12 protein-coding genes and 3 pseudogenes are annotated in these 25,639 nt (G+C 66.3%); 9 read left to right on the forward strand and 6 right to left on the reverse strand.

Annotated elements, in window-relative coordinates:
• The first annotated feature begins 159 nt into the window (after positions 1–159).
• The 5 genes and pseudogenes from CKW46_RS13490 (at position 160) to CKW46_RS13510 (ending at position 8,203) form a co-directional block, all read left to right on the forward strand.
• Positions 160–2,616 (forward strand): plasma-membrane proton-efflux P-type ATPase, encoded by a 2,457-nt coding sequence (locus CKW46_RS13490; RefSeq protein WP_482053260.1) that lies wholly within the window; start codon positions 160–162, stop codon positions 2,614–2,616.
• A complete protein-coding gene (locus tag CKW46_RS13495) occupies positions 2,613–3,980 on the forward strand; it encodes an APC family permease (RefSeq protein ID WP_015355401.1) in 1,368 nt (455 codons plus the stop codon). Before CKW46_RS13490 ends, CKW46_RS13495 begins: the two co-directional genes overlap by 4 nt.
• 92 nt (positions 3,981–4,072) lie before the next feature.
• Complete coding sequence (locus CKW46_RS13500) at positions 4,073–4,810, forward strand: hypothetical protein (protein WP_117436324.1); 738 nt, start codon at positions 4,073–4,075, stop codon at positions 4,808–4,810.
• A gap of 228 nt (positions 4,811–5,038) precedes the next feature.
• Positions 5,039–6,864 (forward strand): annotated as a pseudogene (locus CKW46_RS13505) (serine/threonine protein kinase PknE).
• A gap of 69 nt (positions 6,865–6,933) precedes the next feature.
• Positions 6,934–8,203 (forward strand): annotated as a pseudogene (locus CKW46_RS13510) (acyltransferase family protein).
• 9 nt (positions 8,204–8,212) lie between these two features.
• On the opposite strand, the gene CKW46_RS13515 reads toward CKW46_RS13510, so the two are convergent.
• On the reverse strand, positions 8,213–9,709 hold the full coding sequence (locus CKW46_RS13515; RefSeq protein WP_012394310.1) for a potassium/proton antiporter: 1,497 nt from the start codon (positions 9,707–9,709) through the stop codon (positions 8,213–8,215).
• Between the two features lie 246 nt (positions 9,710–9,955).
• On the opposite strand from CKW46_RS13515, the gene CKW46_RS13520 reads away from it, so the two are divergent.
• From CKW46_RS13520 to CKW46_RS13530, 3 genes are all read left to right on the forward strand, one after another.
• A complete protein-coding gene (locus tag CKW46_RS13520) occupies positions 9,956–10,678 on the forward strand; it encodes a potassium channel family protein (RefSeq protein WP_015355406.1) in 723 nt (240 codons plus the stop codon).
• A 69-nt stretch (positions 10,679–10,747) separates the two neighbouring features.
• Complete coding sequence (locus CKW46_RS13525) at positions 10,748–13,111, forward strand: Tex family protein (RefSeq protein WP_015355407.1); 2,364 nt, start codon at positions 10,748–10,750, stop codon at positions 13,109–13,111.
• A gap of 215 nt (positions 13,112–13,326) precedes the next feature.
• A complete protein-coding gene (locus CKW46_RS13530) occupies positions 13,327–14,796 on the forward strand; it encodes a glycoside hydrolase family 183 protein (RefSeq protein WP_011741005.1) in 1,470 nt (489 codons plus the stop codon).
• 8 nt (positions 14,797–14,804) lie between these two features.
• Here CKW46_RS13530 and CKW46_RS13535 read toward each other — a convergent pair whose 3' ends face one another.
• The 4 genes from CKW46_RS13535 to CKW46_RS13550 form a co-directional block, all read right to left on the reverse strand.
• The gene (locus CKW46_RS13535) at positions 14,805–15,929 is read right to left on the reverse strand and encodes an FAD-dependent oxidoreductase (protein ID WP_482053261.1); all 1,125 of its coding nucleotides are present in this window, start codon (positions 15,927–15,929) and stop codon (positions 14,805–14,807) included.
• Positions 15,926–16,813, reverse strand: coding sequence for a DUF1295 domain-containing protein (locus CKW46_RS13540; protein ID WP_015355409.1), 888 nt, complete (start codon positions 16,811–16,813; stop codon positions 15,926–15,928). The genes CKW46_RS13535 and CKW46_RS13540 overlap by 4 nt, the downstream gene beginning before the upstream one ends.
• A gap of 263 nt (positions 16,814–17,076) precedes the next feature.
• Positions 17,077–17,826, reverse strand: a complete 750-nt coding sequence (gene uppS / locus CKW46_RS13545) for a polyprenyl diphosphate synthase (RefSeq protein WP_240274908.1) — start codon at positions 17,824–17,826, stop codon at positions 17,077–17,079.
• A 425-nt stretch (positions 17,827–18,251) separates the two neighbouring features.
• On the reverse strand, positions 18,252–19,118 hold the full coding sequence (locus CKW46_RS13550; protein WP_015355411.1) for an NYN domain-containing protein: 867 nt from the start codon (positions 19,116–19,118) through the stop codon (positions 18,252–18,254).
• Positions 19,119–19,746: 628 nt separating this feature from the next.
• Between CKW46_RS13550 and CKW46_RS13555 the strand changes: the two are divergent.
• A pseudogene (locus CKW46_RS13555) lies at positions 19,747–24,577 on the forward strand (beta strand repeat-containing protein).
• 20 nt (positions 24,578–24,597) lie between these two features.
• Here CKW46_RS13555 and CKW46_RS13560 read toward each other — a convergent pair.
• Positions 24,598–25,434 (reverse strand): SDR family NAD(P)-dependent oxidoreductase, encoded by an 837-nt coding sequence (locus CKW46_RS13560; RefSeq protein ID WP_117436316.1) that lies wholly within the window; start codon positions 25,432–25,434, stop codon positions 24,598–24,600.
• Between the last annotated feature and the right edge of the window lie 205 nt (positions 25,435–25,639).

The raw sequence follows: 25,639 nt of genomic DNA on the forward strand, positions 1-25,639 counted from the left end.
GAAGCCCAGGCGGGCGCGGCTCGGCGTGACGGATGGCCGACATCGGTGTGGAATGGAGTCATTCGGCCCTGTTGCGGCGCGCAACGGCGATGCGAACGTGGGTTCAACAGATTGTGCGGTCGTGGGGCGGTGTGAAAACCGAGGTGGGAGGTGCGAGGGGTGACGGAGGCCACCGACGAACTGACGACACTGTCATTGGGACAGCTGCTCGATGAATTGGACAGCTCTGCACAAGGTTTGACCGCGACCGAGGCGTCGCAGCGATTGCAGCGATACGGCGCCAACGAGATAGCCGAACAGCGGCGCAACCCGGTGCTGGTTTTCCTCGGATATTTCTGGGCCCCGATCCCATGGATGATCGAGGCGGCGCTGGTGCTGTCGCTGGCGGCCCGGCACTGGACCGATGCCGCGATCATCGCGGGGCTGCTGATGATGAACGGCGGGGTGGCCTTCGTCGAAGAACATCAGGCGGCCAACGCAATCGCCGCGCTCAAGCAACGACTCGCCGCTTCGGCTCGGGTGCTGCGGGACCGCGCGTGGGTGACCGTTGCGTCGCGGGAGCTGGTACCGGGCGACGTGGTGCGGGTCCGGCTTGGCGATGTGGTGCCCGCCGACGTGCGGGTACTCGATGACGTGACGCTCGAGGTGGACCAATCGGCCCTGACCGGTGAATCGCTCGCCGTGTCGCGCGGGCGGGGGCAGGTCTTGTATTCGGGCTCGGTACTGGTGCGCGGCGAAGCCGACGCGGTGGTCTATGCGACCGGCGCCGCCTCATATTTCGGGCGCACCACCGCGCTGGTCGGTGAGGCGGGTACGGTCAGCCACTTTCAGCGCGCGGTGCTGCGTATCGGCAACTATCTGATCGTGCTGGCCGCGGCGCTGGTGGTGTTGACGGTGGCGGTTTCGCTGATCCGCGGCAACGCGGTGCTCGAGACACTGGAGTTCGCGCTTGTGGTGACCATCGCCTCGGTGCCGGTGGCATTGCCGGCGGTGCTGTCGGTGACCATGGCGGTCGGTGCCCGCAAGCTGGCCCGGCACCAGGCGGTGGTCAGCCATCTGCCCGCGGTCGAGGAACTCGGCGGTGTCGACCTGCTGTGCTCGGACAAGACCGGCACTCTTACCCAGAACCGGCTGGCGTTGACGGCCCAGTGGACGGCACCAGGTGTCGACAACCACGATCTACTCGGGGTTGCCGCCATGGCTTCGCGCTCCGAGAACAACGACGCCATCGATCTGGCCGTGCTGGCCGCCGCGGGTGCGCCGCCCGAAGTGCACGTGCAGGGGTTCACCCCGTTCGACCCGGTGAGCAAGCGCACCGAAGCCGCCATCGAGGACTCCGACGGGCTGCGATTCCGGGTGAGCAAAGGAGCACCGCAGATCATCGCCGCGTTGTGCGGGCAAGACGGGGTCAGCAGCCAGGTCAGCGATGTGGTTGACGGATTCGCCAGCCGCGGGTACCGCTCTCTTGGCGTGGCCCGCACCGATGGCGACCAGACCTGGCGGCTGCTGGGAGTGCTGGCGTTGGCCGACCCCCAGCGTGCTGACTCCGCCGAGACCATCGCTGCGGCAAGGGAACTGGGTGTCGAGGTCAAAATGGTCACCGGTGATCAGGTGGCGATCGGCCGCGAAATCGCCGGTCAGGTGGGCCTAGGGGAGCAGATCCTGGACGCGGGCACGCTCGACAGCGCCGTTGACGACGACGAGTTGACGGTTCGGGTGGAAGCCGCCGACGGGTTCGCCCAGGTGTTTCCCGAACACAAGTACCGCATCGTCCGTCTGCTTCAGGGGCGCGGGCACATTGTGGGCATGACCGGTGACGGTGTCAACGACGCCCCCGCGCTCAAACAGGCCGACGCCGGCATCGCCGTTGCCGGGGCCACCGACGCCGCCCGCGCCGCCGCCGACGTCGTGTTGCTGGCCGAAGGGCTGTCGGTGATCGTGCACGCGATCCGCCAAGCCCGCGAGATCTTCGCCCGGATGACCAACTACGCCACCTACCGCATCGCCGAGACGATCCGGGTGCTGCTGTTGATCACTCTGGCGATCGTCTTCATGAACTTCTTCCCGGTCACCGCGGTCATGATCGTGTTCCTGGCGCTGCTCAACGACGGCGCGATCTTGGCCATCGCCTACGACCACGTCCGGGGCGCGAATCGGCCCACCGCCTGGGACATGCGCAGCGTGCTCACCATCGCTACCGCGCTGGGCATTATGGGGGTCGCCGAAACCTTCCTGCTCCTGGCGCTGGCCAAGCAGGTCTTTGGGCTGGATCAGGACCTGATCCGCACGCTGATCTTCCTTAAGCTGTCGGTATCGGGCCATCTGACCGTGTTCGTCACCCGTACCCGGCATGCGTTCTGGTCCAAGCCCGCGCCGGCACCCATACTGTTGGTCGCGGTCATCGGCACTCAGACCGTCGCCACCCTGATCGCCGTCTACGGTGCGCTCATGACACCGCTGGGCTGGCGTTGGGCCGCACTGGTGTGGGCATATGCGCTGTTCTGGTTCCTCATCGAAGACCGGGTCAAGCTGGCCACCCACTACTGGCTCGACCGCCACGTGCGTCCCGACCGAACCCCCGGGCGCCCGAATCTTGTTCGAAACGCTGACAAGTGACGGCGCCGGCGTCGCCCCCGGCCAAGGGCAGCAGAGATTCCCCGGCGGGGCGCCAACGCGCGGGTGGACAGCCCGAGGGGGGTGAGCTTGGGGTCAGCGCGCTGGTGTCGATCGGTATCGGCGGCATGGTCGGTGGCGGGATCTTCTCGGTTCTGGGGTTGACCGTGCAGATCGCCGACGCGGGCGCCTACCTGTCGTTTGTTGCCGGCGGCGTGATCGCGGCTCTGACCGGACGGTCCTATTCGTTGTTGTCGGTGCGGATTCGCAGCCGCGGTGGCACCGCGTTCTTCCTGGACAAGTGCTTCGGCACCGCGATCGGTGGGCCACTGAACGTGTTGCTGTGGCTGAGCTATTTCGTCATGTTGGGGCTGTACGCGGTGGCCTTCGGCAGCTACGGGGCGGTGTTGCTGGGAGCAGACCCGGACGGGCCCTGGCGCCGCGTCCTGGCCAGCGCAGTGGTGGTGGCGTTCGCCGCGTTGAACCTGGCCGGCGCGCAGATCGTGGGCCGGGCCGAGTCGTTTCTGGTGTACGGCAAGCTCGCGATCCTGCTGCTGTTCTGTGTGGCGGGGCTGGCCTTCGTCGACGGCAGCCGTGTCTCGCCCGCCCACTATCCTTCTTTCGGGGTGATCGTCTACGCCGGTGCATTGATCTTCTTGGGGTACGAGGGTTTTGAGCTGATCGCAAACGCCGCCGAGGACGCCCGGAATCCACGTCGCAGTCTGCCGTTGGCATACCTCATCTCGATCGGCGTGGTGATCGTTCTGTACGTGCTCGTGGCGTTCGTCGCGGTCGGCAATCTCGATGTCGCGCAAATCGATCACGACCGCGACTACGCGCTGGCCGTCGCGGCACGCCCGTTCCTGGGCTCGGCCGGCTTCGAACTGATCGGGATCGCCGCGGTGATTTCCACGGCCAGCGCCATCAACGCAACCCTCTACGGCACAGGAAAATTCACCTACCTGATGGCCCGCAATGGAGAACTGCCGGCCGCCCTGGGAAAGCCGGTGTGGGATCGGCCCATCGGCGGTCTGCTGGCCACGACCGCCGGCACCCTGGTCGTGGTGAATGCCGTTGACATCGAAGGCATTAGCCTGATGGGATCGGCCGGATTTCTGCTCATCTTCGCGGCCGTCAACCTGGCGGTGCTGCGACTGCGCATCACGCGCCTGACCCGCGTGCTGGCCGTCACGGGTGCGGTGGCCTGCGTCGCGTCTTTCGCGGCAATGACGGTCTATGCGGCCGCGACGACGCCCGCTCACCTTTGCGTGCTGGGCGGGTTCTTGGTCGGTGCGATTGTCGTGGAAGGCCTGGTTCGATTGCGCGGGCGGCATGTGAGTCATCCGCCGATGCGGCCCGAGCACTGATCGTCTTTTGCTGACCCGATCCGTGGCCGCCGGAAATGGTGTTCGATTACACCGATGAGCATCGACCAGGCCCCGGCACGGAGTCGCGTGCGATGAGCGCCCTGTTGGACGAGGTGCTAGACGCGCATGGGGGTCTTACCCGGTGGCGCAACGCCGCAACCATCCACGCTCGGGTGCGCACGGGAGGCCTGCTGCTGCGGACCCGTGTCCCCGGAAATCGGCTAGCCGATTACCGCATCACGATCACCGTTGCGCGGCAGCGGGTGGTCTTGGACCCATTCCCGCGCGCCGGGCAACGCGGTGTCTTCGAGCGCCTGCAGGTGCGGATCGAAAGCGACGACGGGCAGGTCCTGAGTTCACGAACGAACGCGCGCGCGGCGTTCTTCGGTCGCTCGGGCCTGCGGCGGAATATCCGTTGGGATCCGCTGGATTCGGTCTACTTCGCCGGCTACGCCATGTGGAACTACCTCACCACCCCTTACCTTTTGACGCGCGAAGGTGTCGAGGTCAGCGAGGCGCAACCGTGGCAGCAAGGGGGCCAGACGTGGCGCCGGCTCAGGGCCAGCTTCCCGGCCACCATCGACACCCTCTCACCGCGGCAGACCTTCTACTTCGATGGTGACGGTCTGCTTCGCCGCCATGACTATGTACCCGAGGTGATCGGACACTGGGCACGGGCCGCCCACTATTGCGTCGAACCGATCGAGGCCGACGGGCTGGTGTTCCCGACGCGTCGGTGGGTCCACCCGATCGGCCCCCGAAATCGCTCGCTGCCCTTCCCGACGCTGGTCTCGATCCAATTGGCTGATGTGCACGTCGACACCGAGTAGTTCGGGCGTCGGGCACCGCGGTTAGCGCGCAGACGTGTGGGTGCGGGTGCCGGGGGCCATCGCAGGGGTCGGTCTTCTCGCCATTCACCGCGCCCCGGCAATCCCGAAACGATTAGCCTTATGCCTACACACCACCGCGTACTCGTATCCGGCGCGGTCAATGCCCAGGGGCGAGAGGACGCTTCGAATCGGTTTGCGGCGTGTGGAAGGCGGGGTGAGGAGTCGGCGATGAGTGACGCGACCGCGGATTCGCGGGAGGGTTCGCAATTTGGTCCGTATCGGTTGCGGCGGATAGTCGGCCGCGGTGCCATGGGCGACGTCTACGAGGCCGACGACACCGTGCGCGAGCGGGTTGTGGCGCTCAAACTCATGTCGCAGACGCTGTCGAACGACCCGGTATTCCGTACCCGTATGCAGCGCGAGGCTCGTACCGCGGGGCGGCTGCAGGAACCGCACGTGGTGCCGATCCACGACTACGGCGAGATCGATGGCCAGCTGTACGTGGACATGCGACTGATCGACGGCAAGGACCTGGCGGCCATGCTGAAGCGGTACGGCCCGCTGCCCCCGCCGCGGGCGGTGGCCATCACGCGCCAGATCGGTTCCGCCCTCGACGCCGCGCACGCCGCCGGGGTGACCCACCGTGACGTCAAGCCGGAAAACATCCTGGTCAGCCACGACGATTTCGCCTATCGCGTGGATTTCGGCATCGCCAGCGCTACCTCGGACGAGAAGCTCACCCAACTGGGCAGCACCGTGGGAACGCTCTACTACATGGCCCCCGAACGATTCAGCAGCGGGGACGTGACCTACCGGGCCGACATCTATGCGCTGGCGTGTGTGCTGTACGAGTGTTTGACGGGCTCTCCGCCCTATCGAGGTGACCAGCTCAGCGTGATGGGCGCGCACCTCAGCCAGCCGATTCCGCGGCCGAGCGCCGCGCGACCTGGTATTCCGGCGGGTTTCGACAACGTGATCGCCCGTGGCATGGCCAAGGACCCGGCGGACCGGTATGCCACTTGCGGGGACCTGTCCGCGGCCGCCTACTCGGCGCTGGCCACACCCGACCAGGATCGGGCCACCGACATCTTGCAGCGCAGCCAGGTGGCACAGCTGCCGGCCGGATTCGCGAGTACCCCGCCCGGCGGTTTTGCGCCCAGCTCGCCGGCGGTGCCGGTTCCCGGGTCCGCGCCAAGCACCGGATGGCCGGCGCCGTCGGTTCCCGGCGCGCCGGTTGCGCCCAGCGCACCCGTGCCGACGCCGTGGGCCGGCGTCCCAGGCTGGGGCGTGGGACACACCGGAACCACCGGGGCGCCGCCCTGGGGGCAACCGCCGCCGCAGCCCACCGTCGCGGCCAAGACCTGGCCCTGGATCGCCGCGGCCGTCGCCGTGGTGGTGGTCATCGCGGGTGTGCTGGGTGTGGTCATCGCGCACCCTTGGCGCTCGCCGGGTCCGCCGACGGCAAGCGCCCCGCCTCCGCCGCCGCCCGACGCGGTGCAGCTTCGGGTGCTCAATGACGGCGTGTTCATCGGCAGCTCCGCCGCGACAACCACCATCGACATCTTCAATGAGCCCATCTGCCCGCCCTGCGGCGCGTTCATCAGGTCATACGCCAGCGACATCGACGCCGCGGTGGCCAACAAGAAGCTGGCGGTGCGCTATCACCTGCTCAACTTCCTCGACGAACAGTCGCACACCAAGACGTACTCGACTCGGGCGGTGGCGGCCAGCTACTGCGTCGCGGCTCAGGACGATCCCAAGGTCTACACCGCTTTTATGCCGCCCTGTTCGCCAGCGACTTTCAGCCCCAGGAGGCCGCCGCATCAGATCGCACCGACGCCGAACTGGCCCATCTGGCGCAAACCGTCGGCGCCAACGGCACCGCGACCAGCTGCATCAAGGCGGGAAACGACATGGGTACCGCCCGTACCAAGGCGGCGGCCGCTGACGCGACGCTGTCCGAACTGAACGCCAGCGGCACGCCCTTCGTGTGGGACGGGAGCAAGTCCATCGACCTGCAGAATCCGAGCTGGCTGACCAAGCTGATCGGATAGTTCCAGCACCCCGGGAAGCGCGTAGTCCTACTCATTCGCGCCGGCCCACTGCTACGCATGCTTGGTTGCATGCGAAAAACGTCGCTTACCCCTGACCCCGCCGCACTCCCAGATCCACCCCGCCCGGGCGGGACCGCGCTGTCGACGTCGCACGCCTGTGGGCCCTGGTGGTGGTGATGTTCGGGCACCGCGCCCTGCTGCTGGCCACCATCGACTCGCACGGGGTGCGCATCGGCAACCTGCTCGGCGAACTTCCAGCGTTGTCCCCGTTGTGCCCTGGGGCGCCTGGCTATTGACTCGGGCGCAGCGGCTGTGCCGGCCGGTGTTCTGGTATCTCGCGGCGTGGACGGGTGCCCTGGTTGTCGTGCGCGCGACGCTGGGTGCGCAGTCCGCGGCCGGACTCGGGCGAGAATGCGTCGCGCTGTTGTGGTTCCTCGGTGTCTATCTGGTGGTCCTTGCCTTCGTGCCCGCCTTGACGCGACTGCGGACGGGGTATGGGATCGCCACCGTCTCGGTGACCCTGCTGGTGCTGGCCGCCGCGGTAGATCAGATTCGTCTCGCGGTGGGCACCGCCGAATCGGGGGCCGCAAATTTCTTGATCGTGTGGCTGATCCCCGTGGCGCTCGGTGTGGGCTACGCGCGCCGGCTGATCGGCCCGCGCGCAGCCCTGGTCGCCGCCGTCGCCGCGTTCGCCGCACAGCTGCGCCTGGCAGGCACCGGCGTCTACGACGTGTCGCTGGTCGTGACCGGAGCCGACCGGATGTCGAACGTGGCGCCACCGACACTGCTGCTCGCGCTGCACTGCACCTGGATGTTCTGCGCGTTTGTTGCGGCCGCGGCAGTCATCCGGCGCTGGGCGGCACGGCCGCGGGTCTGGCAGCTGGTCGCGATGGGCAATGGGGGAGCCATGACGCTGTACTTGTGGCATATCCCGGCCATCGCTGTCGCCGCCTTTGTGTTGCATGCGGTCGGGCTGGACGCTTTCGACGTGCACACACCCTGGTTCTGGTGCCTGCTGGCGCTGCGTGCCGTGGTGTTCACCCTCGTCATGGCGGCGACGTTTTGGCTGCTGTCTCCGCTCGAACATCGTCGGCTGCCTTGGTGGGACGAACCGGTGCCTGTCGTCGGTACCCGTGCCAGCGCCGCCGGTTTACTGGTGTGTGGCGCCGGTGTCGCCCTGCTGTTGGTGGCCAAGAACGGGCTCAGCGGCGCGCCCGGGTGGGTATCGCTGGGGTGTTTCCTGGTGGCGTTGGTGGCGGCGCGGGCCATGACGGGCCCGCCGTCCGGGGCGGGCGAGGCTCAGCGTGCACCGGCGGCGGTGCGGCAGCGGGTCGGCTAGGGTGCGCGGTCAGTCCGGCTCGCCGTATTCGTCGAACCAGTAGGCGAGCTTGCCCCGCCGGCTCACGGCACGAAGCCGGGATTCGGCGGCGGCACGGGTGGTGCTGGTCGTCACGATGAGCAGTTCGTCGCCACGCTGGATCCGGGTGTCGGGCATCGGGACGAACGTGTGTCCTTTGCGGATGATCAGCGTGATCACGGCTGGATCGGGGAGCCGCAGTTCGAGCACGGTGACGTTGTGCAGCCGCGACGGCGGCTGCACGGTCATGGTGACCAGCTCCGCGTCGAGCACGTCCAACGGCGCCGCTTCGACCTGGATCTCCCGGGTGGCTTCGCGCGATATCAGCCCTAGCAGATGAGCGATCGGGCGCAGGCTCGGACCCTGTACCAGGGTGAACACCACGACCAGCATGAACACGATGTTGAGCAGGCGGTAGCTGTCAGGAACGCCCGCGACGATCGGAAAGGTGGCCAACACGATCGGAACCGCGCCACGCAGCCCGGCCCAGGATAAAAAGACCTGGTCGCGCCACGGGATGCGAAAGCCGGACAGTGAGAGCACGACCGAAAGTGGCCTGGCGACCAGCAATAACAGCAGACCGACCACGATCGCCGCGATCAGGTCGTGTATCACCTCGATCGGTTCGACCAGCAGTCCGAGCAGCACAAACAGACCGATCTGCGCCAGCCAGCCCACTCCTTCGGCGAACGACCGGGTGGCCGCGCGGTGCGGCAGTCCGGTGTTGGCCAGCACCACCGCGGCCAGATAGGCGGCGATGAATCCGCTGGCATGGCTCTCACCGGCGGCCGCGAACGCGACCAGCCCCAGCCCAAACGTGGCAATCGGGTACAGGCCCGAGGCGGGCAGCGCGATGCGCCGCAGCGTGAACGCGCCGAGATATCCGATCGCCAGTCCGATCGCGGCGCCGACGAGTAGTTCGAAGACCAGGGCCTCGAGTGCGGCCGCTGGCCGGAACGCAAAGGGCACCTCACTGAACATTAGCACCAAAATCACCGCGGGTGCGTCGTTGAAGCCGGATTCGGCCTCGAGCAGGCCGGCCACCCGCCGGGGCAGGGGCAGGACCCGCAGGACCGAGAACACCGCCGCGGCGTCGGTCGAGGAAACGATGGCCCCCAACAACAGCGCGGCCTGCCAGCTGACGCCCAGTACCAGGTGCACCCCGACCGCGGTCACGACCATGCTGACCATCACCCCGACGGTGGCCAGCGTGGCCGCGGGTGCCAGGACTTTGCGGATATCGCTGAATCGGGTGGTCAAACCGCCCTCGACCAGGATCACCGCCAGCGCAGCCGTGCCCATGTTCCGGGCGAGTTCCACATCGTCGAACCGCAGCCCGAACCCATCCTCGCCCACGATGACGCCGACCAGCAGGAACAGCAGCATGCTGGGAAAACCCACCCGCGTCGCCAAACGGGTACCGACGATGCTGGCCAGCAGCACGAAGCCGCCGATCAGCATGGCCAGGTACAGCTGCTGCAAGCTCATTGGTTCCCGTCCCGATGTGGTCTCGGCGGCGTGTTGGTTCTGCGTCGGTGTCGTCGTTTTTGCATGGTTATGCGTCGCTGAGCGCACTACGCCCGATGGGGTTGCGAGCAGGCGGCGACCTGGCTGCGACGCAGGTGTGGTGCCAGTACATAGATACCAGCTAGTCGAAGCCGCAGGCCGCTCGGTGTGTACCGGGTGAAGGTCTCGGCCCGGATACGACAAGATGGCTAGGTGCCGGTTGTAAGGATGCGGGTCGGGATCGCGGGTGCGGGAAAAGTCGGTCGTTCGGTTGCCCAGGAGCTGCTCGACGGCGGCCACAAGGTGCTGTTGATAGAACGCGAACGCGACGACTTCGAGCCGAATTCGGTTCCCGCGGCGGATTGGCTCCACGGCGATGCGTGTGAGTTGTCGACCTTGCAGGAGGCGGGCGCGCAGACCTGCGACGTGGTGATCGCCGCCACCGGAGACGACAAGGCAAATCTGGTGGTGGGTTTGCTGGCCAAGACCGAATTCGGAGTGCCCAGAGTGGTGGCGCGGATCAACGACCTCCGCAACGAGTGGTTGTTCGGCCAGTCCTGGGGCATCGACGTGGCGGTGTCGACCCCGGGTGCCATGGTTGCGGGCATCGAGGGTGCCATCGATGTGGGCCACCTGGTTCGCATGATGGGGCTGCGTGAGGGCCGGGCGGCGCTGACCAAACTGACCCTGCCCAGCGACAATCCGCTGGTCGGCAAGCGGGTATCGGAGTTGGAACTGCCCAGCAATACGGCGCTGGTCAGCGTGCTGCGCGGTGATGCGGTGCGGGTGCCGCAGCCCGATGACACGCTCGAACCCGGCGATGAGCTGCTATTCATTGCCGACAGCTTTCTGGAGCGCTCGGTCTGGGCCGCCGTGTACAGCACGATGCCATCGCGCGCGCCGCTCGGGCTGGCGGGGCGACCGTCTGGCCTGCGCAATCGGCACGGTTGAGGGTCGGCGCGCGGCGCGCCATGCCCGGTTGCCGGGCGGTGTCGCAAGGCTTCGGTAGGGTCCATCCGCGTGAATCCAAGCGTCGCCACCAAGTCTGTAAACGCCCGTCTCGCTGAGGAACTGGCCATCGCGGAGGCCCAGGTGGTCGCCGCCGTCCGGTTGCTCGACGAAGGCGCAACCGTCCCGTTCATCGCCCGCTATCGCAAGGAGGCGACCGGCAGCCTCGATGATGGGCAACTGCGCACCCTCGAGGAGCGCCTGCGCTACCTGCGGGAGCTTGACGAGCGCCGCGCCGCGGTGCTGGCCTCCATCGAGGAACAAGGCAAGCTGACCGACGAGCTGCGGGCCACCCTGATGGCCGCCGACACCAAGGCGCGGGTCGAGGACATCTACCTGCCCTACAAGCCCAAGCGCCGGACCAAGGCCCAGATCGCTCGGGAGGCCGGTCTGGAGCCCCTGGCGGACCGGCTGCTGTCGGACCCGACGCTGGCCCCGGAGTCCGCGGCCGCGGAGTTCATCAGCGACGACGTCGCCGACGCCGCGGCGGCCCTGGAGGGGGCGCGGCACATTCTGGTCGAGCGGGCCGCCGAGGACGCCGAGCTGGTCGGAGCGATTCGCGAGAAGTTTTGGTCGGACGCGTCGCTACAGACGGCTCCCTGGTCCGCCGACGTCGTCACGACCGCTGCGGCCCAGAAATTTCGGGATTACTTCGAGTTTTCCGAGCCGCTACACACCATGCCGTCACACCGGGTGCTCGCGGTGCTACGCGGCGAAAAGGAAAAGGTCCTTTCCCTCAATTTCGACTGTGGCGAGGACAGCCCGTATGAGGCGATGGTCGCGGCAACCCTGGACATCGACCTATCCGCAAAGGCCGCGGCGACCCCGTGGCTGGCCGCCACGGTGAGTTTCGCGTGGCGCATCCGGCTGATCTCGTCGGCAACCATCGACGCGCGGGTCCGACTGCGACAGCGCGCCGAGGTGGACGCCGTCTCGGTCTTCGCGAAGAACCTCAAGGACCTGCTGCTCGCCGCCCCGGCTGGCGCACGAACGACCCTCGGCCTTGATCCCGGCTTCCGGACGGGCGTGAAAGTGGCCGTCGTCGACGGGACCGGCAAAGTGGTGGACACCTGTGCCATTTATCCGCACCAGCCGCAGCGGCAGTGGGACACGGCCAAGGCGACCCTGGCCGCGCTGATCGCCCGGCACCGGGTCGACCTGATCGCCATCGGCAACGGCACCGCCTCGCGCGAGACCGATGCCCTGGCGACCGAACTGATCAGCGACATCCGTGGTGCCGGGGCGACACCACCGGCCAAGGCCGTGGTGAGTGAGGCCGGGGCGTCGGTGTATTCGGCGTCGGCCTATGCGGCTCACGAGCTACCCGAACTGGATGTCACCCTGCGGGGTGCGGTGTCGATCGCCCGGCGGCTGCAGGACCCGCTGGCCGAATTGGTGAAGATCGAGCCGAAGTCGATCGGGGTGGGCCAGTATCAGCACGACGTGACGCCGGGGATTCTCGCGCGCAGCCTTGACGCCGTGGTCGAGGACGCGGTCAATGCGGTGGGCGTCGACCTCAACACGGCGTCGGTGCCGCTGCTGGCGCGGGTGTCCGGTGTCTCCGAATCCTTGGCCGAGGCCATCGTGGCCTACCGCGACAACACCGGTCCGTTCCATAACCGCCGCGCGCTGCTGGATGTTCCGCGGCTGGGCCCGAAAGCCTTCGAGCAATGCGCCGGCTTTCTTCGGATCCGCGACGGCGAAGATCCCCTCGACGCTTCCGGGGTTCACCCCGAGGCTTACCCCGTCGTCCGGCGCATTCTGGACCGCACCGGGGTTGCGCTGGCCGAGATCATCGGCGACGAACGGTCGTTGCGATCACTGCGGCCCGCGGATTTCGCCGATGACCGATTTGGCGTCCCGACCGTGACCGACATCCTCGCCGAACTCGAAAAGCCGGGGCGCGATCCGCGACCGGCCTTCATCACCGCCACATTTGCCGCCGGTGTCGAGAAGGTGGCCGATCTCAAGGTGGGCATGGTTCTCGAGGGTGTGGTGACCAACGTCGCCGCGTTCGGGGCTTTTGTAGACGTCGGTGTGCACCAGGATGGCTTGGTGCATGTCTCGGCGATGGCTGAGCGCTTCGTGTCCGATCCGCACGAGGTCGTGCGGTCCGGACAGGTGGTGCGGGTCAAGGTCGTCGACGTGGACGTGGAGCGCCAGCGCATCGGGCTGAGCCTGCGGCTGAACGACGAGCCCCAGCGTGACCGGGCCAACCGCGCCGACCGCGCCCCGAAGCCCCGTGGCGGCGCTGACAGCAAATTCCGGCGCGACCAGCGAAATCCGCACCATGCCAAGGGTGCTGGTCGCCGGGATAGCAGCTCATCCGGAAGCTCCATGGCCCAGGCATTGCGCGACGCCGGCTTCGGGAAGTAGCCGCGACGCCGGCGCCACCGCGACCAGATGGGCCGGGCCGGCCGTGATCGCATCCGACCAGGGCCGGCGCCGGGGAGTGGAGCAAATGCGTTGCGACACGGTCACAGACGGGTACCTATCGGGGGATCGATGATCACAAAAGCCCCATCGATCACTATCGTCACATCAGCCTACTGCGGACGTCAACGTGATGTTCGGGCGCTGGAAGGTGTTACATGTCGACGATTCATCGACTCGTGTCGTTATCGGTGGCGTCGGCGGCCGCATTCGGGTTCATCGGTGCGGTGGGTCTCGCGCCCATGGCTTCCGCCGTGCCCTGCAGCGGCGATGCAGCGAATGCTCCGCCACCGGCGAACGCGGTGGTGACCGCGCCGTCATCGAAGACCCTCGGCCCGATGACGCGAGGGCTGCGGCCGCGGGGCGCCAACGAGCGTGCGCCCCTGCCCAAGCTGGGCCCCTTGTCACGACTGCTCAATCCGGGTGCGCGGCGCTCCGCACCGGTGCAACAGCAGGCTGCGGTACCGGCGCCGGCGCCGCCCAACCCGGCCAACCAGGCTCCCAACGCCACCCAGATCGCTCCCGATGCGGCGCCCATCCCCGCCCCGGCCCCGCCGCCACCTCCGGATGGGTCGGATGCCGGTGGGGCACTTGGCGGTGCGACGACGTCGCTGGCGGAATGGGTGACCGGACCGGACAGCCCCAACAAGACCCTCGAGCGATTCGGCATCTCCGGCACCGACCTGGGCATCCTGTGGGATAACGGCGATCCCGCCAACCATCAGGTGCTGATGGCCTTCGGTGACACGTTTGGCTATTGCGCTGTCCGCGAGCATCAATGGCGATACAACACGCTGTTCCGCAGTCAGGACCGTAACCTGGCCGACGGACTGCACGTGACCCCCGGCGATCCAGTCAACCGGTACTCCGGTTCGCCGATCAGCCAGCCGGGCTTTTCCAAGCAGATCATCAGCAGCATCAAGTGGGCGCCAGACGAGACGGGAATCATTCCGACGTCAGGCATTGCCGTGGGCAAGACCCAGTACGTCAGCTTCATGTCCATCCGGGACTGGGGCCGCGACGGTGAGTGGACGACGAACTACTCGGGCATCGCGGTTTCCAAAGACAACGGCCAGAACTGGGGAGTTTTCCCGGGGACCATCCGCGCGTCCGGGCCCGATAGCGGACGAGTGCGGTTCGTCCCGGGCAATGAGAACTTCCAGATGGGGGCATTCGTCAAGGCCAACGATGGCTACCTCTACTCGTTTGGCACCCCACCGGGGCGTGGCGGTTCGGCCTACCTGGCGCGCGTCCCGCAGCGTTTCGTGCCCGATCTCACCAAATACCAATATTGGAACGGTGATTCGAACTCATGGGTGGCAGGAAAGCCGGGTGCGGCCACGCCGGTGATCCCGGGGCCGGTGGGTGAAATGTCGGCTCAATACAACACCTACCTCAAGCAGTACCTGGTGATGTACACCAACGGTGGCAACGACGTGGTGGCTCGCACCGCCCCGACTCCGCAAGGACCCTGGAGCCCGGAGCAGATGCTGGTCTCGTCGTGGCAGATGCCCGGCGGCATCTACGCACCGATGATGCACCCGTGGTCCACCGGCAAGGATGTGTACTTCAACCTGTCGTTGTGGTCGGCATACAACGTGATGTTGATGCACACGGAACTGGCATAGCAGGGGGATCAGGTCAACGGGTGGTTCTTGCGCACTCCCCGGTACATGCCCCAACGGACCACCACCGGCATCACCACCCGGTGCACCGACCAGGACGGAAGGCGCAGCGAATGGCCGGTGGGCAGAAAGACTTCCAGCCCGTCGGGCTGGATGCCCAATAGCGAACCCCAGCGCCGCCGCGGCGCCCGATACGAGCGCAGCGGTTTTCCGGTGAACTCGGCGCGAATGTTGTTCGCCACCAAGGCATCGCCACGATTTCGTGCCGAGCTGCGCAGCGGATCGCTGGCAGCCACGTCGCCGACCGCGAATACGTCGCGCCGGCCGGGGACCCGCAACTGCGGGGTCACGCGGACGAAACCATGATCATCGAGTAGCTGCTCGGGCAGCCAGCCGGTGTTGGGTCGTACCTTCCCGATCGCCCACAGCACGGCATCGGCGTGGGCCGCGGGTTGTCCGGTGGTCCACCGCACCGGTGCATTGGTGATCTCATCGCCGGTGAACGCGTCGGGGGTCACCGCGCGGTGGCCGGGATGAAGGCCCACTCCCAGTCCGGTCAGCCGGCCGCGGATGCGCTGCCAGGCCCGGGGATGATAGGCCGTCAACGGGCGTTCTCCCGGGAAATAGAGGTCAATCCGCTTGTCTGGCCAGGTGGTTGCCATGTTGACGGCGCTGCTCACCGCCGCGGCGCCGCCGCCGATGACGATCACCGATGCGGTGGCGGCCAACCTGTGGTGTGCGGCCTGCAGCTCGGCGCCGATGTCGGCGGGCGACTGCAATGTCGGCCGACGCCAGAAGCCGTTGCTGACCCCGGTCGAGATCACCAGGGCGTCATAGGCTTCGGCGAATGTCGTGCCATCATCGCAGCGGACGAATACGGATCTGGCGGCAAGGTCGACGCCGGTCAGTTCGGCCTGGATCGTGTGTACCCGGTCCAGACGCCGGAACTTGTCGAACGCAATCCAGTAGTCGCGGGCCCAGTCATGCGGGCGGGTGAGCCGCACACCGAGCTCCTGGCCGCTCACCAGGGCGGGTTTGGCCGAGATCCCCACCACGTCACAATGGCGGGACAGCCGGATGGCGATCAGCACTCCCACATCACCCAGCCCGGCGACGACAACGCGCTTGCGGTTCATGTCATCGATCGCCGGGGCGGTCTGGGCACAAAGCGCGGCACTCGGTCGACTACCTCGCGATACTGCGGGCGCCGTTGCAGATTGCGCGTTTCCATCATCGGAATGCTGGCGCCCAGGAACATGGCAAGCATCGCGCCCGCACCGGCGAACAACCACCACGCGTCCGATGGGGAAGCGGACACGCCGAACAAGGCCAAGGCAAACCAAAAGCCGAATTCCCCGAAGTAGTTGGGATGCCTCGACCAACTCCACAACCCATGGTCCATGACCGCACCGGGTCGCCGGTCGCGGACGAATGCGTGCAGTTGACGGTCCGCCAGGAATTCGAAGGCCACCGCTGCCAGACCCACCCCGAAGGCGACGATTGTCAGCCAGCGAACGCCGGGGCCGGCGCGGGTGATGCCGACATAGGCGGGCAACATGCCCGCGAACACTTGCCCGGTGGGTATGAGGTGTATCGCCACCAGATCGACGGCGAATTCCCAGCGGCCAGCACGCTCCCGCAGCAGGGGGTAGCGCCAGTCCTCGTGGTGTAGCCCCGCAAATCCGCGGACCCAGTTCGCCGTCAGGCGCACCGTCCACACCCAGATCACGATGGTGATCAGCCAGCAGCGCAATCGATCAGCCGACGATCCAGCGTGAGCCCACCAATACAGCGCCAGCAGCGGTGGGACGACACTCCAGTACGCGTCATAGAAGCTCGAGTTGTGGTAGGCGCGGCTGAAGGCGAAAACCACCAGGGTAGCGAGCACGTCGGCCGCCAACGTGTCCAGCCATAGCCGTCCGGTGGTCGGCCCCCACGCCAGCCAGGCGGCGCCCACCCCGACAGCGACGACGTAGGCGCCGCCGATGATCGTCAATGATCGTCGTTTGGTGGTGGTCATTGGCGGGCGAAGCCGTTGGCGCGCATCACCGCGCGCCTGCATGATGGCCAATTCACTTCGGCTGCTCCACTTTTCACCGACCGCCTGCCGGCGTGTGACGGACTGCGCCGGCCAACCGGCGTCGCGTCACCGCTGGGCGAACTGTAACACGTTCTATTGATGCCCCGGTGAGTCGCACTCGGTGGAACAGCAATCGGCGTCGGGGCGCTTTCCGCCCGCGCGGCCGTGGCGTACGTCTTGATGCGGCGGAAGGCGGCAGGCGGCTACGGGCTCTGCTCGCGGTGTGAGGTTCCTAGGGTGCGGACGCGCTGTCCGAACTCGATGAGCGCGTTCTCGAGGTGCTCGCGAGTGAAGTCCGGCCACAGTTCATCGAGGAACAACAGTTCGGAGTAGGCCGATTCCCAGAGAAAGCCGTTGGACAGGCGCCGGTCGCCCCCGGTACGGATGACGAGGTCCGGATCTTGCATCTCGGGCGCGTAGAGCAGCCGGTGGAACGCCTCCGGGCCACCGCCGGTGTAGCGCTCCGCGGCATCTAGCACCTCCTGGCGGCCGCCATAGTTGAGCGCGACGAACAGTGTCATGCGGTCGTTGTGGGCTGTTGCGGCCTCGGCGCGATCGATCGCGTCAAGCACGTTGTGCGGTAGGCCGACGCGCGCGCCTACGACCTTTAGCCGGATGCCGAGAGGTTCCAGTGCCTGGATGCCACGATCGAACAGGGTGCTGAAGATGTCCATCAGTCCGGAAACCTCGGCGGAGGCACGGCCCCAGTTCTCGGTAGAGAAACCGTAGAGCGAGAACTGCGTGAGACCCAGTTCGCAGGCATCGCGGACGCGGTTGAACGCCACCTCGCCTCCGGCTAGGTGGCCTTCCATCGCAGAAAGACCGCGCTGGGCCGCCCAACGCCCGTTGCCGTCGGGACACACAGCCACATTGAGCGGAAATCGTCTAGCTGTCACATCCGAGCGGTCCTTGGTATTTGCATGAATGCCGGTCCGCGGATCCGACAATTGCATGCGAAGCAAGCGATCGATTGTGGCCGATAATATCTGACACAGCAGCCGACATCGAGCCGGTATCCGGTCCTATTTCCAACATGCGGTCAGGGGTGTATCGCTCGAGATTGAGCGCACTGAAGTTCGGTCCGCGCGGGCAATCGTCGGTCCAGATCTACGGGTGTCCAAGCCTCGCCGGGTCCCCGTCTACCTGGTGCTATTCGGGTCGTCGTGGCGATGACGGAATCCGTCGCGATCAACGCATTGATCCCATTCACCTCGGTGTGCGCAGCGATTTGACGCACGCGTGGGATTGCTGTCGTTGGCAACTTCGGCCCTTCTTCGCCGGCATGATTGCCCCGCGACTTGTCCCGGCCACAACATGCCCGGCGCCGGAGCGGTCTTGCACCCGGAACCCCGCGCGAGGCGTACGCGCTGGGCACCCGTTAGGAATCGGCCTCGGTATGGAGTCGAACCAGTCGGGTGGTGCTGCTTTCATCGAGGTCCACCAGGTCGCTGCGGGAGCGCAGGAAGTCACTGAATGACTTGAAGCCGAGGGACTTTTCGCTGAACGATGGATCCATTCGCTTCATCTGGGCCTTGACCGCGGAGTTGTGCAGCCATTCGGCGTCGTCCTTCTCCTGCCCGATGCGCAGGGCGCGCTCGAGCAACCCGGTGGCGGCGGTTTGCGCGTCCGGTGGCGTCGGCTCGTCGCGATCGCCGGCGGTCGAGCGCCGGCTGCGCTTCTTGGCCGCGGGCGGGGGCAGGGTCGGTATCCCGGGCAGGGCGTCATAGGTGACGAACTCGTCGCAGGCGGCGGCCAACGACCCGCTGCTGGCACCCGCCACGCCGATCCCCACGACGTAACGTCCTAAGCGCTTGCAGCGCTGGGCAAGAGCGATGTAATCGGAGTCGCCGCCGACGATCACCACGTGCGTCAGATCGGGTAGCCGAAACATGTCCTCGACCGCATCGACGGCTAGTCGAATATCGGCCCCGTTCTTGCCATAGGAGGCGGCTGGGAACAATTGGACCAGGTCAACCGCGCGGCCCACCAACTGGCCGTGGTAGCCAGCATTGACGTCGGCGGACCAGTCCGCATAGGCGCGGGTGAGTACCAGTGTGCCGAACGAGGAGGCGAAGTCGATGATCGCACCCAGATCGACGGTCGCCAGCTGCAATCGTTCTTGTTCCAGACCCTTGGATTTGTCCCGGTGGAACGTGTTTCGGCCGTGGACTTGCTCGTAGCGCGAGATGACGATGTTGTCGAAGTCGAAGTAGACCGCCACCCGGGAGGTGCTGGAGTCGGTCATGTAGCGGGTGTCGTCTGTGACTCGGGCAAGTCAGCTGCTGGGAGAAATGCGACCATCCGGTTATCGTGCCCCTCGAAGTGCGACGCCATCAAGCCGGCTGCCGCCGGATCGCGGCCCCAACGCCCCAGACCGGCATGGTCCAGGACGTTTGAGAGAGATATTGGCGGCACAAATTCCCACCAGGGCCCCGGGAGGGCCTCTGACCATATCGAAAGGTGCTGAATGCGAGTAATTTTCGCGTTGCGGGGCAGCGTCCAAGCGCATTTCCTGGCCGGGTGCCATCCGGATTACGGTATGCGGAGTTCTCTCGTCATTCAGAATTGATACGGGGATTTCTTCCAAACAGGCATATTTTTCCGCTGTTGCCAGATATGTTTTTGCTGCCAAGTTGCTTGATTCGACCGGATCAGCGGCCTGCCTGTCGCGGGCGGAGGCACGCAATGATGCGGGGTCACGCTCAGCGGCCCATCGGCGATATGACGCCGGTGTGGGTGAAGCCGTGGGTTGGCACGTGAGGCGGGCTCCGGCTAGGTGTGCACGGTTGGCCGGGTGGATCGGGCGATAGCGGTCGTAGGTACGTGGTGGTGGGCGACAGCGCAGGTGCTGTGGACGGGAACGGACGGATGCAATGAATTTTTCAGTGTTGCCGCCAGAGATCAACTCACTACGACTGTTTTCCGGCGCCGGGTCCACATCGATGCTAGAGGCGGCAGCAGCGTGGGGGAGCCTGGCTGACGAGCTGCAGGTCGCGGCGTCTTCGTTGTCGTCGGTCACCGCCGGGCTGGCGAGTGGGGCATGGGAGGGGCCGGCGTCGGCAGCGATGTCAGCCGTAGCCGCACCGTACGCGAGCTGGTTGAGCGCGGCGGCGGCCCAAGCCGCCGGGCACGGCGGGGCGGGCGGCGGCGGCGGCGGTGTTCGAGGCCGCACAGGCCGCGATCGTGCATCCAGCAATGGTGGCAGCCAACCGCAACGAGCTGGTGGCGCTGGTGATCTCCAACCTCTTCGGACAGAACGCACCAGCGATCGCGGCGACCGAGGCCGTCTACGAACAGCTGTGGGCCCAGGATGTGGCCGTGATGGCGGGCTATCACGCAGGAGTCTCGGCGATAGCGCAGCAGTTGGCTCCGTGGCAGCAGGCGCTGGCCCTGCCCGCCGCGGATGCCGACTTCAGCCTTTCTATCTTTGGTCTGCAACTGGTGAAGACCGGTACCGCGAATGCGACCACGACGTTTGGCGGGTTGGCGATCGCCTCGGGCGCGAACAGCTCGGCCGATGCCGGCGTGGCCGATATCGCCTTCGCCTTCGGAAGCGGTAGCAGCGCCTCCGCCACCGGTGGCGTGCTCAACATTGCCGGGGTCGGCGGCGCCAATAGCTCGGCCAGCGCGACCGGCGGAATCAACATCGGCACCGGTGCGCTCGCGTTCGGCGACGGCAACACGGTCAACGCCAGCTCCATCGGCGTCGCCAATATCGGCACGGTGGCCGCGGCGTTCGGCAACAACAACTCGGTGACCGCGATCGCCAACGGGGTGGAGAACAACGCCACCGTTGCGGCCGCGTTCGGCAACAACAACACCGACGTCTCGGCGATCGTCAATGGTGTGGAAAACACCGGTGTGGTGTCGGCCGTGTTCGGCAGCGACAATTCCGGAGTTTCTGCCAACGCGTTCGGTGTGGAAAACAACGCCATAGTTGCCACCGCTGCCGGCTCTGGCAACAGCAATGTGATGGCCAACGCCGGCGGCGTGGGCGCCAATGAAATCCTGGTGGCAGCGGCACTCGGCAACAACAACTCGGCCATAGCCAACGCCACCGGCGTGGGCGGCACTCTCGGTACCGGCGCCATTTCGTTGATCGGGAACAACAACACGCTTTATGCCGACGCCACCGGCGCTGGTCATATCGGCACCGTCGCCAGCGCGTTGTTCGGCGACAACAATGGAGTCAAAGCCACTTCCTTCGGCTTGAACAACATCGCGACGGTGGCCACCGCGGGCGGCAGCGGCAACACCACGGTTGCGGCCGAAGCCAGCGGCGCCGAGAACGTCGCCGTCTTAGCCACCGCGTTCGGCAACAACAACCCCACGGTCACGGCGAACGTCTTGGGTGCGGGCAACCTCGCGACCGCGGCCACCGCGTTGGGTAACAACAACACCATCAATGCCAACGTGGTGGGCTTGGAAAACATCGCCACCGTGGCGACCGCGGGTGGCAACGACAATGGAGTCGGAGCCAGCGGTGTTGGCGTGGGCGGCAATATCGGCAACATTGCGACGGCCTTCGGCAACAGCAACAGTCAGGTCAGCGCCGACGCCAGCGGCGCGGGCGGCAACCTCGGCACCGTCGCCACCGCGTTCGGCAACGAGAACAACGTCACGGCCAGCGCCTTCGGCGCGGGCAATATCGGCAACGTTTCCAGCGCGTTGTTCAGCAATAACAACACGATCTCCGCCAGCTCGATCGGAGTGGAAAACATTGGCACCGTGGCCACCTCGATCGGTGACAACAACACGGTCTCGGCCACCAACGGGTTGGGTCTGGGCGGCAACATCGCCACCGTCGCCACCGCCTTGGGCGGCCAGAACAACACCGTCAGTGCCGAAACCGGCACCGGAGGCGCCAATATCGCGTCGGTGTCGACGGTGTTGTTCGGTGAGAACAACACGTCTTCGGCGAGTGCGATTGGTGCGGGCAATATCGCCAACGTGGCCACGGTGTTGTTCAGCGATAACAACACGCCCAATGCCAGTTCGTTTGGGGTGGAGAACATTGCCGCTGTGGCGACCTCCTACGGTGATGGCAACACTGTGACGGCGACCAACTCGTTGGGGCTGGGTGGCAATATCGCCACGGTGGCCACGGCGTTGGGTGGTCAGGACAACACGGTGAGCGCTCAGGCCGGTGCTGGTGGGGCGAATATCGCGCAGGTGGCCACGGTGTTGTTCGGTGAGAACAACACGTCTTCGGCCAGTGGGCTGGGTGCGGGCAATATCGCGGACGTGGCGACGGTGTTGTTCAGCAATAACAACACGTCTACTGCCAGTGCGTTGGGTGTGGAGAACATCGCGACGATCGCTACGTCCTACGGGGACAACAACAATGTCTCTGCGACCGCGCCGGGTATCGGTGCCAACATCGTCACGGTGGCCACTGCGCTTGGGGGGCAAGGCAATACCGTCAGTGCGGAGTCCGGTGGGGCGGGCGCCAATATCGCGTCGGTGTCGACGGTGTTGTTCGGTGAGAACAACACGTCTTCGGCGAGTGCGATTGGTGCGGGCAATATCGCCAACGTGGCCACGGTGTTGTTCAGCGATAACAACACGTCCAATGCCAGTTCGTTTGGGGTGGAGAACATTGCCGCTGTGGCGACCTCCTACGGTGATGGCAACACTGTGACGGCGACCAACTCGTTGGGGCTGGGTGGCAATATCGCCACGGTGGCCACGGCGTTGGGTGGTCAGGACAACACGGTGAGCGCTCAGGCCGGTGCTGGTGGGGCGAATATCGCGCAGGTGGCCACGGTGTTGTTCGGTGACAACAACACGTCTTCGGCCAGTGGGCTGGGTGCGGGCAATATCGCGGACGTGGCGACGGTGTTGTTCAGCAATAACAACACGTCTACTGTCAGTGCGTTGGGTGTGGAGAACATCGCGACGATCGCTACGTCCTACGGGGACAACAACAATGTCTCTGCGACCGCGCCGGGTATCGGTGCCAACATCGTCACGGTGGCCACTGCGCTTGGGGGGCAAGGCAATACCGTCAGTGCGGAGTCCGGTGGGGCGGGCGCCAATATCGCGTCGGTGTCGACGGTGTTGTTCGGTGAGAACAACACGGCTTCGGCGAGTGCGATTGGCGCGGGCAATACCGCCAGCATCGCCACCATGATCGGCAACAACAACACGGCTGACATCAACGTGTTCGGTCTGGAGAATGTCGCCACGGTGGCGACCGCAATCGGTGACAACAACGGTCTGACCGCCAATGCCCCGGGGCTTGGCGCCAACATCGCCACCGTCGCCACCGCGATCGGCAGCGGCAACTCCCAGGTCAGCGCCGAGGCCGGCGGCGCCGGGGGCAATATCGCCACCCTGTCCAGCGTGTTCGGCGACAGCAACACGGCCGTCGTCACCGCGTTTGGTGCGGGCAATGTGCCCACCGCCGCCACCGTGTTCGGTGGCGGCAACGGCGTCAAGGTCAGCACGTTCGGGCTGGAAAACATCGCCACGTTGGGCACCGTGATCGGTGACAACAACACCGGCGTTGTGGCCGACGCCGGCGGGGTGGGCGGCAATATCGCCACCTTGGCCAACGTGTTCGGCAACGACAACACCGCCGCGGAAGCCACGGCGAGCGGTGTGGGTGGCAACATCGCGACCCTGGCCAACGTGTTCGGTGATGGCAACGCCGTGAAGGCAAATGTGGTGGGCTTCGGCAACGTTCCCAGCGCTGCCACCGTGATCGGCAGCAACAACACGGTTACCACCGACGTCTTCGGCGTGGAGAACATCGCCACCTTGGCCAGCGTGTACGGCGACGGCAACAGTGGGGTGTTGGCTCAGTCTGGTGGTGTCGGCGGCAACATCGCGACCCTGGCCACCGTGATCGGCAGCAATAACACGGCGACCGAGGCCAGCGCGGTGGGCATCGGGGGCAACATCGCCACCTTGGGCACCGCGCTCTCCGACGGCAACGCGGTCTCGGCCACAGCGAACGGCTTCGGCAACACCGCCACCGTGGCCACCGCCTTCATCGGTGGCGGCAATACGGCCACCGCGTCGGCGTCCGGTGTGGGCAACATTGCCAGCCTGGCCACCGCCGTCGGCGCTGATAACGCGGTCTCGGCCACCGCTTCGGGCGCGGGCGGCAACATCGCCATCGCGGCCACGGCCATCGGCGACGGCAACACCGAAGTCACCGCGGATGCCGGCGGCCTGGGCGGCAACATCGGCGTCGCAGCGACTGCCATCGGTGGCGGCAATACGGTCGCGGCCAGCAGCACCGGACTCACCATCGGCAGTGTCGCCACGGCCGTCGGGGATGGCAACACCGGGATCGCGGCGCGCGGACACCAGGCCGGCAATCTGGGCATCGTCTCCACGGCCATCGGTTTCGGTAACACCGATGTCGCCGCCGCCGGCTTTGGTGTGGCCAATATCGGCAACGTGGCCACGGTCATCGGGAGCAACAACCAGAACGTCTTCGCAGGCGGGACGGGGCTCTCCAATATCGCGACCGTAGGCGGGGACAACAACACGGCCCTGGCCGGAGACCAGTCGGGCGGCCTGGCCAGCGTCAATGTCGCAACCGTGTTCGGTAGTGGGTCGGGGGCCAGTGCCTTCAACGGCTTCCTCAACCTCGCCATTGGTCTGACCGACGGTGTCATGGCTTCAGCGGGTCCCGGCAACTTCAACGTGAGTATCCAGCCGTTCTTCGATGTCCAGCCGCTCTTCGGGTGATCGATGCACCCGAGGCTGCGTCAGGGCGCGATGGGACGGTTCGTCCATTCCCGGTCGGGGCGGCGCGACGAGCGGAACCATCCGCCGGCCGCGGCGGTGCCACCATCGGTCGGGATCGTGTGGCCGGTGACGAACGCCGAGAGTTCGCAGGCCAAGAACAGGATCACCCGGGCTTGATCTTCTGGGACACCCATCCGCCCAACGGGAACCCAACCAGGCCACTGCGTCTGTTCGGCATCGGATAGCCACTGCGAGTAGGGCACCTGTAGCGATTCGGTGACGTCCGGGGCGATCGCATTGATCCGCACCCCGTGGTTGGCTACCTGGACGGCAAGGCTGCGGGTGAAATGGATGACGGCGGCCTTGAAGGCTGCATAGACCGGGTCCTCCGGGTAGCCGCGCAGTCCTTCGACCGACGAGACGTTCACAATCGCGCCGCCGTGTTGCTCGATCATCGCCGGCAGAAAGGCGTGAGTCGCCAGCAAGACGTGATGAAGGTTCACTCGATACAGCTCATCCCACAGTTGTGGGTCGGTGTCGACGAAGTTGCCGGGGTGGCGCAACCAGTGGCCGACATTGTTCACCAGGATGTCGACGCGGCCGTAGCGATCGAGCACGCGCTGAGCCAGCGCGCTGACCTGATCGGCATCGCGGACGTCGGTGCCGACTACCCAAGCCGCACCGCCGATTTCGTCGACGGTGCGGTGGGCAAGCTCCGCATCGATATTGGCGATGACGACCTGGGCGCCGTGTTGGGCGAATAGCCGCGAGGTCGCCGCGCCGATACCGCCGGCGCCGCCCGTCACCACGGCCACCCGGTCGGTCAGCAGTTGCCGGGCCGGCGTTGCTTCATCCACCTGTCACATACTGGGTCACGGCGCGGGCCGGATCCCAGGGCGGGTCATCCTCCGGGACCAAGTGCCGCACGAACCGGAGGGTTTCGGGTTGTCCTCGGGCCACACTGGCTGGCAGTGTTTCGAAGGCATGGCGTTGTTTGGCTGCTATTGCGACTGAGGGGCTTTCGAGACGTGACCGATAGATCCGACGAGCAGGTCCGGGCTA

The organism is Mycobacterium liflandii (genome assembly GCF_022354805.1).
Classification (GTDB): Bacteria; Actinomycetota; Actinomycetes; order Mycobacteriales; family Mycobacteriaceae; genus Mycobacterium; species Mycobacterium marinum.

Coding starts and splice junctions, on each gene's coding strand:
- CKW46_RS13500 (WP_117436324.1), top strand. CDS start 4,073: ATGAGCGCCCTGTTGGACGAGGTGCTAGACGCGCATGGGGGTCTTACC.
- CKW46_RS13515 (WP_012394310.1), bottom strand. CDS start 9,709: ATGAGCTTGCAGCAGCTGTACCTGGCCATGCTGATCGGCGGCTTCGTG.
- CKW46_RS13520 (WP_015355406.1), top strand. CDS start 9,956: ATGCGGGTCGGGATCGCGGGTGCGGGAAAAGTCGGTCGTTCGGTTGCC.
- CKW46_RS13530 (WP_011741005.1), top strand. CDS start 13,327: ATGTCGACGATTCATCGACTCGTGTCGTTATCGGTGGCGTCGGCGGCC.
- CKW46_RS13535 (WP_482053261.1), bottom strand. CDS start 15,929: ATGAACCGCAAGCGCGTTGTCGTCGCCGGGCTGGGTGATGTGGGAGTG.
- CKW46_RS13540 (WP_015355409.1), bottom strand. CDS start 16,813: ATGACCACCACCAAACGACGATCATTGACGATCATCGGCGGCGCCTAC.
- uppS (WP_240274908.1), bottom strand. CDS start 17,826: ATGCAATTGTCGGATCCGCGGACCGGCATTCATGCAAATACCAAGGAC.
- CKW46_RS13550 (WP_015355411.1), bottom strand. CDS start 19,118: ATGACCGACTCCAGCACCTCCCGGGTGGCGGTCTACTTCGACTTCGAC.